This window comes from Undibacterium sp. TC9W, from assembly GCF_049339865.1.
GTDB lineage: Bacteria > Pseudomonadota > Gammaproteobacteria > Burkholderiales > Burkholderiaceae_D > Undibacterium.
The window spans coordinates 20,884-34,841 of the sequence record NZ_JBMPPJ010000014.1; the positions used below are offsets into that span (position 1 = coordinate 20,884).

General features: G+C 52.6%; 11 protein-coding genes. 10 read left to right on the top strand and 1 reads right to left on the bottom strand.

Going from position 1 to position 13,958, the window contains the following annotated elements; all coding sequences use genetic code 11:
- The first annotated feature begins 198 nt into the window (after positions 1 to 198).
- The 7 genes from ACO0LN_RS19125 to ACO0LN_RS19155 all read left to right on the top strand — a co-directional run bounded on the left by ACO0LN_RS19125 (position 199) and on the right by ACO0LN_RS19155 (position 9,560).
- On the top strand, positions 199 to 1,407 hold the full coding sequence (locus tag ACO0LN_RS19125; protein ID WP_422976470.1) for an ABC transporter substrate-binding protein: 1,209 nt from the start codon (positions 199 to 201) through the stop codon (positions 1,405 to 1,407).
- 343 nt (positions 1,408 to 1,750) lie between these two features.
- Positions 1,751 to 1,990 carry an acyl carrier protein gene (locus ACO0LN_RS19130; protein ID WP_422976472.1) on the top strand — a complete coding sequence of 80 codons (240 nt, stop codon included), beginning with the start codon at positions 1,751 to 1,753 and terminating at the stop codon, positions 1,988 to 1,990.
- A gap of 1 nt (position 1,991) precedes the next feature.
- Entirely contained in the window at positions 1,992 to 3,161 is a 1,170-nt protein-coding gene (locus ACO0LN_RS19135; RefSeq protein ID WP_422976474.1) for an acyl-CoA dehydrogenase family protein, read from the top strand.
- Between the two features lie 11 nt (positions 3,162 to 3,172).
- Positions 3,173 to 4,084: an amino acid--[acyl-carrier-protein] ligase gene (locus ACO0LN_RS19140; protein ID WP_422976476.1), complete on the top strand. Its 912-nt coding sequence runs from the start codon at positions 3,173 to 3,175 to the stop codon at positions 4,082 to 4,084.
- A gap of 7 nt (positions 4,085 to 4,091) precedes the next feature.
- Positions 4,092 to 5,078, top strand: coding sequence for a DUF1839 family protein (locus ACO0LN_RS19145; RefSeq protein WP_422976478.1), 987 nt, complete (start codon positions 4,092 to 4,094; stop codon positions 5,076 to 5,078).
- A gap of 8 nt (positions 5,079 to 5,086) precedes the next feature.
- Complete coding sequence (locus ACO0LN_RS19150) at positions 5,087 to 7,612, top strand: glycosyl hydrolase 2 galactose-binding domain-containing protein (RefSeq protein WP_422976480.1); 2,526 nt, start codon at positions 5,087 to 5,089, stop codon at positions 7,610 to 7,612.
- Positions 7,613 to 7,622: 10 nt separating this feature from the next.
- Positions 7,623 to 9,560 carry a serine aminopeptidase domain-containing protein gene (locus tag ACO0LN_RS19155; RefSeq protein ID WP_422976482.1) on the top strand — a complete coding sequence of 646 codons (1,938 nt, stop codon included), beginning with the start codon at positions 7,623 to 7,625 and terminating at the stop codon, positions 9,558 to 9,560.
- Here the strand turns inward: ACO0LN_RS19155 and ACO0LN_RS19160 are convergent.
- Entirely contained in the window at positions 9,529 to 10,812 is a 1,284-nt protein-coding gene (locus ACO0LN_RS19160) for a lipopolysaccharide biosynthesis protein (protein ID WP_422976484.1), read from the bottom strand. The genes ACO0LN_RS19155 and ACO0LN_RS19160 overlap by 32 nt on opposite strands.
- A gap of 154 nt (positions 10,813 to 10,966) precedes the next feature.
- Here ACO0LN_RS19160 and queC point away from each other — a divergent pair, with 154 nt between their 5' ends.
- From queC to ACO0LN_RS19175, 3 genes are all read left to right on the top strand, one after another.
- Entirely contained in the window at positions 10,967 to 11,689 is a 723-nt protein-coding gene (gene queC, locus ACO0LN_RS19165; protein ID WP_422976486.1) for a 7-cyano-7-deazaguanine synthase QueC, read from the top strand.
- Positions 11,690 to 11,761: 72 nt separating this feature from the next.
- On the top strand, positions 11,762 to 12,505 hold the full coding sequence (locus ACO0LN_RS19170; RefSeq protein ID WP_422976488.1) for a metallophosphoesterase family protein: 744 nt from the start codon (positions 11,762 to 11,764) through the stop codon (positions 12,503 to 12,505).
- 12 nt (positions 12,506 to 12,517) lie between these two features.
- On the top strand, positions 12,518 to 13,954 hold the full coding sequence (locus ACO0LN_RS19175) for a protein kinase domain-containing protein (protein ID WP_422976490.1): 1,437 nt from the start codon (positions 12,518 to 12,520) through the stop codon (positions 13,952 to 13,954).
- Positions 13,955 to 13,958: the final 4 nt, after the last annotated feature.

Genomic DNA, 13,958 nt, shown 5'->3' on the forward strand with positions numbered 1-13,958 from the left:
AGATCGTGAGTTTTAGAATGCCTTAACAGATAGGTCATAAAAAGTATAAATAAACCTGGCCTGCCTGCGTAATGTGCCATTTCTCTTAATTTCAGGCAAGTCTGTCTGAAAATTGTAAGCAAGCATGAAAATCTGATACTTAACAGGCCAAGTTGATGCAAACTATTGCAAACAGACAATTATTTTGGAGACTCAGGTATGCGTATTACTTCTGCACTCATAGCCGGACTTTTTTTGACACTGGCCTTGCCAGCGACTTCCTATGCTGAAGAAGCGCCTATACGCATAGGTATCATAGGCCCGTTTACCGGTAAGTCTTCTACCGATATGGGTGAAAGCATACGCGGTGGTGCCAGGGTGTTCTTGCAAGACATCAACCAGATAGGTGGTGTCATGGGGCGGCGCATAGAACTGGTCGAGCGTGATGACCAAGCCAAGCCTGAAATCGGTGCCGCCATGGCAAAAGAACTTATAGACAAGGAAAAGGTCGTCGCCGTCGTCGGCTATGCCAATACCGGCGTGGTGCTGCAGGCGGCCAAGGTTTTCCAGGAAAGTAAAAAGCCGCTCATCATCAGCGCCGCCACCGGTGCTGCCGTGACCAAGCAATTCATGCCACCAGCCATCCCTGACAGTTATGTATTCCGTCTCGCTGGCAGTGATAGTCTGCAGCCATCAGTAATACTGGCAGACGTCATCGACAAGCGCAAGCTGACCCAGATCGCCATCCTGCATGATGACAGCCCTTACGGCAGTTTTGGCAAGGAAAACCTGATGGCTGAATTGCAGAATCGTAAAATCACACCCGTCGCGGTTGAGAGCTTCAAGGTTGGTGACCAGGACATGAGCGCACAACTGGCCAAGGCCAAGCAGGCTGGTGCGCAAGTGGTCATGCTGTACTGCCTGAGTTCGGAGGCTGCCATGGTTGCCAATGGCATGAGCAAGATCAAGTTCAATGTGCCGTTGACAGGTTCCTGGACCCTGTCGCAACGCAGCTTTGTTGAACTCGCAGGGAATAATGCCGAGGGTGCGCGCATGCCGGTGACCTTCATAGAAAATGACGCTAGCAGCCGTAGTAATGAATTCGTGCTCAACTACTTCCGTATAAATAATGTTAAATCCATCCCGTCTGCTGTATCAGCCGCACAGACTTACGACGCCCTGAGAATGCTGACGCTGGCACTCATGCAGGCAAATTCTACGGATGGTGACAAGATCAAATTGGCACTCGAAGACATGAAGTACGACACTACTTCCACAGTCATCTCACGCTATAAAAAACCCTTCTCGAAAAACGACCATGAAGCAGTCGCCAGGAACATGCTTTTCATAGGAGAAATCAGGCGTGGCAAGGTCTCGTATGCATACAAGGAAGATGCGAATAACAGCCTGATCCTGCGTACCAAATAAGCCGTTTTTCCTGCTGTTTTATTCTACATACCGACTTCAGGTTTTCTTTGTCCGCCCTCTGCAGGTGCAGGTGGGGCGGGCAATTTTCAGTGCAGATTTTTCTGTATTCTCTCTTTCTTTGCGGCAAGTAAAACGTAACCAAATTTAACTTCGGTTGTATAGGCATTCGGCTATCCTGTTAACTTTAAGGCATGCCCGCTGTTGTCTCATTGCAACCATGGATTAGAATTTTTCCTTCAGTTCTTTTCCTGTGACAGGTGTGCCATTCAATTGCGTTTGCGAATTATTTGCGAATTAATTTCGAAAAAAATTTGTTCGCTAAAAAAAGATAAGAAAGGTCACCATGAGCAAAGAACAGATACGTCAGGTATTAAAAGAGCATGGCAAATTTTCCGCCGATATTGATAGCCTTGCAGATAATGCTGACCTGTATGAAGCAGGTATGACATCACATGCGAGCGTGAATGTCATGCTGGCTCTGGAAGATGCTTTTGATCTGGAATTCCCTGACCGCATGCTCAAACGCAGCGTGTTTGAAAGCATCAATGCCATCGATGCAGCGATACAAGAATTGATGGCATGATATGGATACCCCGGCCACTCCCATGATATTGGCGGCCAGGCTGGTCGCCAAAGAATTTGCCGCTCCTCATGCTCATGCCGTAGATCAGGAAGCGCGCTTCCCCATCGAAGCCGTGACTGCACTCAAGCGTGAGAAATTGCTGAGTGCCTACGTGCCTGCAGAGCTTGGTGGTGCAGGTGTTGGCCTGACTGAACTGGTACAGATCGTAGAAATACTGGCGCGCGAATGTGCTGCCACTGCAATGATCTATGCCATGCACCAGATACAGGTGATCAGCATAGTCCGTCATGCGCTCGACAAGCCCTGGTACCAGAATTATTTGCGCGAACTGGTGCAGCACCAGTATCTGATTGCTTCAGTGACTTCAGAAGTCGGTGTCGGTGGTGAAATGCGCCGCAGTCATTGTGCGGTTGAGGTGGATGGCCAGCGCTTCAAGTTGGTCAAGGATGCGACCACGATTTCTTATGGTGCCCAGGCCGATGATTTACTGGTGACGGCGAGACGCAATCCTGATGCTGCCCACAGTGATCAGTCATTAATTCTGGTACGTAAGGCAGATTACACGCTGGAGCAAAAAGGTGGCTGGGACACCATGGGCATGCGCGGTACCTGTAGCCCGCCCTTCCTCATGAGTTCTGTTGGCGATGTGGCGCAAATTATCGATGTCCCCTTTGGCGACATGTCAGCACAAACCGTGGTGCCGGTATCGCATCTGCTGTGGGGTGGTTGCTGGATGGGTTGTGCGGCAGCGGCCGTCAATAAAGCCAGGGCCTTTGTACGTGGCCAGGCCCGTGCCAATCCCGGTACCGTACCGCCGACAGCTCTGCGCCTGGCTGAGCTGGTCAGCATGATGCAAAGCCTGCGCACGTCCGTGCAAGCCTGCCTGACTGAATATGAAGCTTTGGCTGTGGCAGATGATGCGGCGGTTGGTGTGCTGACTTCCATGGGCTATTCGCTAAAAATGAATAACCTGAAAATAGATGCCACCCAGGCACTGCCGCAAATCGTCACCAAGGCCTTGTCCATCTGCGGCATCCTCGGCTATAAAAATGATAGCAAGTTCAGCATGAGCCGCCACCTGCGCGATGCCCATTCAGCCGCCATCATGGTCGGCAATGACCGCATCCTGGCCACCAATGCCAATTTGCTGCTGGTACTTAAAGACGATTAGGAAAGGCTGACATGTCTATCGATTTTTCTCCTGAAGGCCTGACCGACGACCTGGTCGCTGCCGGGCATATCATTCCCGTCGGCGTACAAGGCATTTTTGGCCGTGGCCCGGTGTTTGAAGATGTGCTGCGCCGTTTTGATGATTATGTCAGTCGCGTGGCTGCCAATGATGGTGCGGTCAAGATGTCTTTCCCGCCCTGCCTGGACCGCAAGGTGCTGGAACGTAGTGAATACCTGGATTCTTTCCCGCAACTGGCTGGCACCATCTTCAGCTTTACTGGTAATGAAGCCCAGCACAACGAACTGATGGAAAACGTCCATGAAGGCCGCCCCTGGACGCATCTGCAAACCATGACCGCAGTGTGTTTGACGCCTGCTGCCTGCTACCCGGTGTATCCCAGCTTCACCGGCACTATTCCGGCAGAAGGCCGTCTTGTGGATATGCAAAACTGGGTATTCAGGAATGAGCCTTCGCCTGAGCCAACGCGCATGCAGTCTTTCCGCGTGCGTGAATTTGTCCGTGTCGGCACGCCGGACATGGTCGTAGCCTGGCGGGATATCTGGTTGCAGCGTGGCCTGGATATTCTAAAATCCTTGGGTTTGCCTGCGCATTCAGATGTCGCCTCTGATCCTTTTTTTGGCCGTGGTGGCCGCATGCTGGCAGCAAACCAGCGTGAACAGCAATTGAAGTTTGAAGTGCTGGTGCCTGTGATCTCCGAAGCCAAACCGACCGCGGTATGTTCCTTCAATTATCACCAGGATCATTTCGGCAAGCTGTTTGAGATTTATCAGCAAAATGGTGAACTGGCCCATACTGCCTGCCTGGGTTTTGGCCTGGAACGCATAGTCATGGCCTTGTTCAAGACGCACGGTATGCAGCCAGAGAACTGGCCTCAGACTGCCCGCGACATATTGTGGTCATGATCTGCCCATGAGTCTTCACGCTTTAGCTTTGATTAACGCCAGTGACTATCGGCCCCATGCCCTGCATGGTGTTGATCGTGCCTGGGCAGAAACCAATTGCTATATCGATGTCTGGATAGAAGTCTTGCATGCACAAGGTCTAAATCCGCTGGCATGTTTGCCGATGGTGTTTGCCAATGATTTTGATGGTGATCAGTGGACGTTTTACAAACCACCGCATGAAGACTTGTTTGCCCTGTATGGCATCGATGTGCAGGAACTCAATGTATGGCGCGGCTTGCTGAATAACGCCACAGTACAACTGGGCCGTGGCCGCCTGGTGCTGACGGAGACAGATTCATTTTACCTGCCCGACACGGCAGGTACGGACTACCGCACGAATCACGTCAAGACCACGATAGCGATACAGGAAATCGATCTTGAACAGCAAAAGCTCGGTTACTTCCACAACAGCAGCTATCATGAATTGCAGGGCGAAGATTTCGTAGAAACCTTCAGGATAGGCAAGCCGCATGATGCGACATTCATGCCGCTGTTTGCCGAATTCGTGCGCCTTGATCAGGTACAGAATAAAACAGATGCAGAACAGGCTGCGATTTCTTTGCCACTCCTCCGCAAATATCTGGCCAGGCGTCCGCGTAATAACCCTGTCAGTCTGTTCCTGCCGGTCTTTATCCGTGATGTAGAACAATTAAAAGAAGAGGGCATGGCGGCTTATCATGCCTATGCTTTTGCTTGCCTGCGTCAACTCGGCGCAGGCTTTAGTCTGGGTGCACATTACCTGCGCTGGTTGCAACAGCACCAGGCTTTGCAATTCGAGGCAGCAGCCACGGAATTTGATGCCATCTCCGAAGTTACCAAGACCTTATTGTTGAAAACCGCCAGAGCCGTCATGAGTAAAAAGGCCGTTGATCTGGTGCCGCTGGTAGAACAACTGGCGGTGCATTGGCAGCAGGGCATGGCCGCGCTGGATAGCAGTCTGGCTGGCGGATGAATTCATACATGACAGACAAAATATTCATTCCGATTTCTGCTGGCTGGCATGCTGTACAAGTTGCTGTTGATAATCCAGTGTCGCCATCCACATTGCCTGCGCAAATACCGGATCAAATACCGGCGCAGGTGCCAGGTACTATCGCCAGTGCACTGCGTGCTGCAGGAAAATTTGAATACGGCAAAGACAATTTCGATGAAGTCGATGTCTGGTATTTCTGTGAGCTGGATTTGCCTGACAATGCTGCCCGCCTGCATTTTGAAGGCCTGGCTACGCATGTGGAAGTTTACTGGAATGATGATCTCATTTTGCGCTGCGAGAATATGTTCATCGCCCACAGCCTTGATCTGGCTGTGCTTGCCATCAGTGGCAAAGGTCGTTTGAGCCTGCGCTTCCTGGCCATGAATACCCAATTGGCGCAACGCCGCCCGCGCCCGCGCTGGAAAACCCGGCTGGTCGAACAACAGCAATTGCGCTGGATGCGTACCAGCCTGTTGGGGCGCATGCCAGGCTGGTCACCACCGGTTGCGCCAGTCGGCCCATACCGGCCTATCCTGCTGGAACTGCAAAGCCCAGTAAGCATCACGGGTAAAAACATCAGTAGCAGAATTGATGGTGCTGATGCTGTGCTGGATATTGAATTGACCGTGCAGAGCCAGCAGGCAGTATCTGCCTGTGCCATCAACATTGGCGAACATGAATTTATCCTGGATTGTGAACAGCTGGATAAAAACCTGTACCGCATTCATGGTCAATGCAAGATAGATGAAGTCAAAAAATGGTGGCCGCATACGCATGGTGATGCGGCACTGTATGCATTGGAACTGCATGTTTCCTGCACGGCTGAAAAGCGGATTTTTGATCTTGGTCACACCGGCTTTCGCCAGATAGAGGTTGATCAGCGCGACGGCGACTTTAATTTGCATGTGAATCAGGTTTCTGTATTTTGTCGTGGTGCCTGCTGGACGCCTGTCGATATTATCTCCCTGCAAAATGAGCGCACTGATTTACGTCACATGCTGACGCTGGCGCGCGATGCAGGGATGAATATGCTGCGCGTGGTCGGCACCATGGTGTATGAGACCACAGCGTTTTATAAACTTTGTGATGAGCTTGGCATCCTGGTCTGGCAAGACTGCATGTTTGCGAATATGGATTACCCAGCGAATGACGAGGCTTTTGCCGCCAGCATCACAAGCGAAGTGCAGCAATTCCTGCAGCGTACGCAGGGTTCTCCCTGTATCGCCGTGGTATGTGGCAATAGTGAAGTGGAGCAGCAGGCAGCCATGCTGGGCCAGCCTGCAGAACTCTGGCGCAATGCATTTTTTGCAGAGACCCTGCCTGCGCTGTGTGAACAATACAGGCCCGATGTGCAGTACTGGCCTTCCAGCCCCAGCGGTGGTGTCATGCCTTTCCAGCTTGATACTGGCGTTGCTCATTACTTTGGTGTTGGTGCTTATCTGCGGCCACTTGATGATGCACGCCGCAGTGCAATGCGCTTTACCTCGGAATGCCTGGGTTTTTCGAATATGCCCGACGACGATCTGATCGACAGCATGCTCAACAATGGCGAGACACCAGGCCCGCATCCAGCATGGAAATTGGGTGTACCACGTGACAATGGCACAGGCTGGGATTTTGAAGATGTGCGCGATCACTATATGGCAGAGCTGTATAAGGTAAATCCAGCCAGCCTGCGTTATGCCGAACGTGAACGCTATCTGTCATTGGCACGTACCACGACCGGCGAAGTTATGGCGAAAACCATCGCTGAATGGCGTCGCAATGGTTCGACCTGTCATGGCGCCTTGGTCTGGTTTTGGCGTGACCTGCGGCGAGGCGCAGGCTGGGGTGTCATTGATGCGCATGGCAAACCCAAGGCGGCCTATTATTATCTGAAGCGCGCCATGGCAGCGCTGACCGTGCTCATCACTGACGAAGGTTTGAATGGGATTTGCCTGCACGTCATCAATGACGGGCCGCAGGCATTCGAGGGTGAACTGGAGCTGAATCTCTACCGTCATGCAGAAAGCCGTGTTGCCCATGGCCGCATTGCCGTGCAAGTGGCGGCACATAGTGCAATCAAAGTGCGGGACTATGCGCTATTGCCACATTTTGTCGATACCAGTTATGCCTATCGCTTCGGGCCCGCAGGGCATGATGTGGTGGAGGCTGCTTTGTATGACAGCGAGCAGATCATCGCCAATGACTTCCATTTCCCGCAGGGTCATCAATTTGCCGTGCAGGCCGATGTGGGTTTGCGTGCACATTGTAGTTTGGATGCGGACGGTAATCATGTTCTGCATCTTAGTGCGCAAAAACTGGCGCAGGCAGTATCCATACAAATCCCTGGCATGCTGCCTGAAGATAATTATTTTCATATGGCACCTGGCAGCATCAGGCAAGTGCGTCTGGCTGCCATTGACGGCAAGTCTGTCAAAGCTGGGCAGGTGCAGGCACAGAATGCGCTGACGAGCGTCAGGGTGGTTTTGGAAAATAGTACGATTAGTGCAGCAAGTAGTGTAGTTACTTAGCGGGGCAGATTTGGCAACACAACAGTATCCCAGCAAAGATATTTTATATACGCCACAAGCCTTCTGGTTTGGTGATGCCGCTACCCCCATGCTGGGCTGGTACCATCCTGCCCGCATACGCGATGCGGGTGGCAGCCGCCGTTGTGGTGTGGTGCTTTGCCCGCCCTTCGGGCATGAGTATATGGTGTCTTATCTGGCTTACAAGCACCTCGCCACGCATCTGGCAAAAGCCGGTTTTGATGTCTGTTTTTTTGACTATAACAATACCGGTGATGCTGCTGATGTTGCTGATACCGGGGGCGAGCGCATAGAGCTGTGGCAAAACAATATACGCCAGGCTGCGACTCAATTGCGCCAGATGGCGGGTGTAGAGCATATCTCCCTGTTTGGTTTGCGCCTGGGTGGCTTGCTGGCAGCGACTGTCGCAGCCAGTATCGATGCCAAGGCACTCATGTTGATGGCACCGGTCACCTCAGGTCGCGCCTATGCGCGTGAAATGCTGGTCTTGCGCAGCATGAGTTCACTGCAAAAAGACGTGGAAACCGAGCAAACCATAGATCCCAATCATGTGGTGACGGATGATGAGCTGACCGGGTATGAGTTCAGCGCAGCCACCCGCAGCAGCCTGGGCAAGCTGGACTTGAGCAAGCTGCCAGCGCCAGCCATGCCGGTCTTTTTGCAGCAACGTGATGATATTACAGGCCAGGAGGCCAAGCTGGTACAGGCCTGGCACCATCATGACCATGCTCTGCAATTGTCAGAATTGCCGGGCTATGCCGCGATGATGCGTGAAGACGCGCATGATACTGAAGTGCCACATGCGATCTGGCAAGAGATGCAGGCCTGGTTGGCGCGCTACTTCCCCTTGCATGAGATTGCCAGCAGGGATGTCCTCGTGTCGAATGATATCGCCAGCCTGCGTATTGCCAATACTATCGTCGAAGAAGAACTGGTCGAGTTTGAAGGCATGACAGGCATAGTCAGCCACCAGACAGGCGCAGATACGTTTGCCTTACCAGCCGTGATCCTGTGCAATATCGGTGCCAACCACCGGGTCGGCAATCATCGCCTGTATGTCACACTGGCGCGTAGTCTGGCCAGTCAGGGGTTTTATGTCCTGCGCTTTGACAAGTCTGGTATAGGCTATAGCAAGACTACGCCGGACGATCAGGAAAACGACGTCCATGCCGCATCCAGTGTCGATGATCTCAGTAGCGCCATGTATTTCATGCAGGGCAAATACCATAGTCCGTCTTTTGTGCTGACAGGTTTATGCTCTGGCGCCTATATGGCTTATCTGAGTGGGCTCATGGATGAGCGTGTCAGCGGTCTGGTACTCATGAACCAGCTGACCTATCGGTGGCGTGCAGGCGATACCATAGAGGCACGCAAGAAAGCCACCATCAAATCTACCCATTATTATGTGCATGCCATGGCCAGAGGGGATACCTGGAAGCGCGTACTCAAAGGACAGGTGGATTTTCGTCAGATCACTGGCAATTTATTACGCCGCATAGGCAAGCGTTTGCGCACGCAATGGCAATCATTGGGCACCCGCCTGATGCACAGCAATCTCTTTCTTGGCCAGGTGGCGCGTAATTTCAAGAATCTCGAAGCCCGTGGTACGGAGTTGCTACTGATTTATGAAGCCAGTGATACGGCAGTGGATGTCATGACTGAACAATTTGGCAGGCATGCAAAATTACTGGGACAAAGTGAGCGCATCAGTCTGAAATTTTTTAGCGGGGCTGACCACACCTTCACACCACGCTGGTCACAGCTGGCCCTGGTCGATTTCATCGGCAGGCATTTGCTGCATCGCTACAGTTATCGCCAGCAGGATGCCATGACAGCCATCGCCACGCCCGCATCCACGCAGCAGCGTTTTGATGCCATTGCCAGTTCAGACCACCAGGCTAAGCCTGTTTCTGCAGACGTGGCAGAATAAAACGCCAGACCACGATCAGTTCAAATATTTCGACCACGATCAGCGCCAGGATAGCGCCTTGTGCCCCCATGCGCGGGATACTGTAGGCGGTGATGAGTAGCACCATGCTGAGTGTCACGCTGCCGAGGAAAAACATTTGCTTGTAGGCGCCACCACTTGATAACCAGGAGGTACCCACCCAGCGTGCCGCATTGATAGCGAAATAAGCGCCCCACATCATGACCAGAGGATCAAGCCCGCTGTACTTGTCACCGATGTAGTGGCTTTCCAGCCATGGTAAAGATAATAGTAACAGGGAGACATAGGCCAGCACGACCAGTTCTACGCCAGCAATAGAAAACAGGGTCAGGCGTTTCAGGCCATACCAGTCTTTTTCTGCCATCAGGCGGCTGGCTTCAGGTCTGGCTACCCTTGACCAGGCAGCCACTGCCAGTGGTATGGGCATGAGCATCAGGCGAGAAGCATTCAGGTCGGCAATTGCCGCCACTCCTAGCCATGCACCGGACAAATATACGTAGCTATAATTCGACAGCCAGCCGACGATGACGCCAGACACTGCCCAGCGTCCGTGCCCCGAGATGGTTTCCTGATGGTCGTTGATGGCCTGGCGTATTTCTTCTTCTGCATGCGCTTTGACATTGGTGGATGTGTGCGCGAGGAAATGCTGGCGGCTGGCCAGCGTGCACAGGAAAGACGAGGCAGCCAGCAGCACAAACACTGTGACAAGGTCAAATTGCTCACTAAAATACAGCGAAGCCAGGCCTATGCCGACCAGACCCACATATAGAAAATCTTGTCGCAAGACGGAGGTAATGTCGGACTGTATAAAACCTACAGTACGGCCGTATTCGCGTATGCCATTGCCAAACAGATAGGCGGCAAACACCGCGCCAAGTATCCAACTTTTATTACTATAATGCGTTGCCGCCGGGATGAATTCTACTATCACAAAGGCCAGTGAACCCATGGCCAGTGTCCAGGACACCTGTTTATACCAGTAGTGGCGCAACAGGGCTTTGCGGGTGTCACCTTGTACCGATGGCGCGACTGTGGTCAGCGGACCGGTAATCCAGGAGTCCACAATCAGACCAACCAGTAAACCACCAGCGTACAATTGCCCATATAACCCATAGTCATCTTTCGTTACCAATTTAATGAGTAAAATGCCAATGAGAAAATTCAGTGCACTCAGCATGCCCTGATCGATGACCGATAATATGGAAGAAGAAAGAAATTTTTTATAAAAACTCATGAGCTTGCACGAGAGAGTCCTGGCTTATGATGCGGGATTGCAGTGCGTGGGCTGACCTCAGCATATTTTGCAACAGAAACATAACATCAAGACTGGCTGATACACAAAGTATTTCATTCTTTTACAATAGCTTTACCCTTATTTTTCGTCATTTATGAATAATTTAACCACTAAAGACCGGGCACTGGTGTTGTTCAGTGGTGGCCAGGATTCTGCCACCTGCCTCGCCTGGGCACTGTCCCACTATTCCCACGTTGAGACTATAGGCTTTGACTATGGTCAGCGTCATGCCATAGAACTCAGTGTCAGGCCGGTGCTGATAGAAAAAATGCGCCAGTTTTCACCTGAATGGCAAAGCCGCCTCGGTGAAGATCATATGATAGACCTGGGCCTGATTTCCCAGCTTTCGCATACAGCGATGACAGAAGACATCGCCATAGAAATGCAAGAGAATGGCTTGCCGAATACTTTTGTGCCTGGCCGCAACCTGATGTTCATGATGACCGCAGCCACACTGGCTTATCGCCGTGGCTTGAATGTACTGGTCGGTGGTATGTGCGAAACCGATTTTTCCGGCTACCCTGATTGCCGCGATGACACCATGAAAGCCCTGCAAGTGGCGCTGAATCTCGGCATGAATACCCGCCTGAAGCTGGAAACCCCGCTGATGTGGATTAACAAGGCACAGACCTGGCAACTGGCAGAACAACTCGGTGGCAATGCTTTGGTTGATCTGATACGCGAAGACACGCACACCTGTTACCTGGGGCAGCGTGGCGACATGCACCCATGGGGCCATGGTTGCGGTACTTGCCCGGCCTGTGCTCTACGTGCCCGTGGTTATGAATTTTACCGCAGCAGTAACTTTGATTTGTAATGTCAGCTTTGTAAGCTTGCCGTTAACTTGCCGGACTAGAATAAGCGCACACACCATGAATGAAGCTCATCAATGCTGATTGCCATCATCACCGACCTGCATGCCAACCGTGAAGCACTGGAAGCTTGCCTGGCACATGCGCAACAGCGCAATGTGGCGCGCTACGCTTTCCTCGGCGACCTGGTCGGTTACGGCGCTGACCCATGCTGGGTACTGGATAAAGTGATGGAATATGTCAGCCAGGGGGCATGGGCGCTGATAGGTAACCATGATGCCGGTCTGTTGCAGGGAGACCGCCAGGGCATGAACCCGACTGCCAGGAAAGTGGTCGACTGGACACGCGCCCAGCTCAATGCCGTACAACTCGATTTCATCGCCAAACTGCCTTACCGCATAGAGTGGGAAGACCTGCTGTTCGTCCACGCGAATGCCTGGGCACCGGAGAAATGGGAATACATAGATGGTGTCATGGAAGCCACACGCAGCATGCATGCAACCAAGGCAAGTATCACTTTTTGCGGGCATGTGCATATGCCTACCCTGTTCCATATCAGCCTGACTGGCAAGACCGGTGAATTCACTCCCGTACCTGAAGAAGGCATACCGTTGAGCAGGCAGCGGCGCTGGCTGGTCATCCCTGGTTCGGCAGGCCAGCCGCGTGATGGCAACCCTGCCGCCTGTTACGCGACTTTTGATACTGAAGACCAGGAACTGACTTATTACCGCGTTCCCTACGATACAGAAACTGCCTGCCAGAAAATCATTGCTGCCGGTCTGCCACCGGCCCTGGGGCACAGACTGCTGCATGGGAATTGAGCCAGGTTGGATATGAGCACTCACCCACATCAAAAGCTGCAAAGTGGCATGGAATTCGACGGCTACCGCCTTGAAGAAAAATTGCATACCGGTGGTATGGCAGCCTTGTGGCGCGTCACTGACCTGCGTAATCGTCATGCATCGACACAGGGTGAGGCAGAGCAAAGCCCGCTGATCATGAAAGTGCCCCTGCTGTTTTCAACAGATGACCCAACCGCCATCGTCGCCTTTGAAGTCGAGCAAATGATCATGCCCAAGCTTAAGGGCAGACATGTGCCGCGTTATTTTGGGGCTGGTGATTTTGATGCCCAGCCCTATATTGTCATGGAGCAGATTGCCGGTACATCCTTGCGCAGCCGTTTTGAAGACGCGCCTTTACCGCTGGCCGAAGTGGTCGATATTGGTATCAGGGTTGCGCATGCGTTGCAGGATCTGCACAAGCAGCATGTCATTCACCTCGATATCAAGCCCAGCAATATCATGTTCCGCCCCGATGGCACGGCGGTGCTCATCGATTTTGGCCTGTCGCGGCATGACAGGTTGCCTGATCTGCTGGATGAAGAATTTCGTCTGCCCATGGGTACAGGCCCGTATATTTCACCTGAGCAGGTCATGGGTGTGCGCAATGAACCGCGCAGCGATCTGTTTTCGCTGGGGGTCTTGCTGTATCACCTGGCAACCGGGCAGCGGCCCTTTGGTCATCCGACTTCGGTGTCCGGTTTAAAAAAACGTCTGTACCGTGATCCCCTGCCACCGCGCAGCCATCGCAGTGAGATACCGCCATGGTTGCAGGAAATTATCTTGCGCTGCCTGGAAGTGGAGCCACAAGCGCGCTTTGATACGGCTGCGCAACTGGCTTTTTTATTACAGCATCCAGATCAGTTGCAATTAACGGCGCGTGCTGACAAGCAGGGCCAGGATGGTTATCTGTCCGTACTCAAACGGCGTTTTCAGGCAGCCGGGGCAGAGCCAGCCTTGTTGCAAAGCGCAGCAGATCAATTATCCCGCGCGCCCATCATCGTCGCTGCGCTGGATTTGACCGGTGGTTCAGAAGCTCTGGCAGCCAGCCTGCGCAATATTGCACGACGCATGTTGCAAACCGAACCTGGTGCGCGCCTGGCTTGTCTGACCATACGCAAGGTCAGCCGCATAGGTATGGATGAGAGCCTGATACAGCAGGGTGAGAACATCCATGTCAAACAACTGGTTGATCTCAAGCACTGGGCCAGGCCCTTGAACCTGAATCCCGACAAGATTACCTTTCATGTGCTGGAGGCATCCGATCCGGCCAGTGCGATCATCGATTATGCCCATAGCAACCGGGTCGATCACATCATCATAGGTTCACGTGGCAGTTCTGCCTTGCGCCGTTATCTGGGCAGTGTTTCTGCCCAGGTCGTGGCCGAGGCAGAATGCACGGTCACGGTTGTCAAGGCACATGAAAAGTAGATGT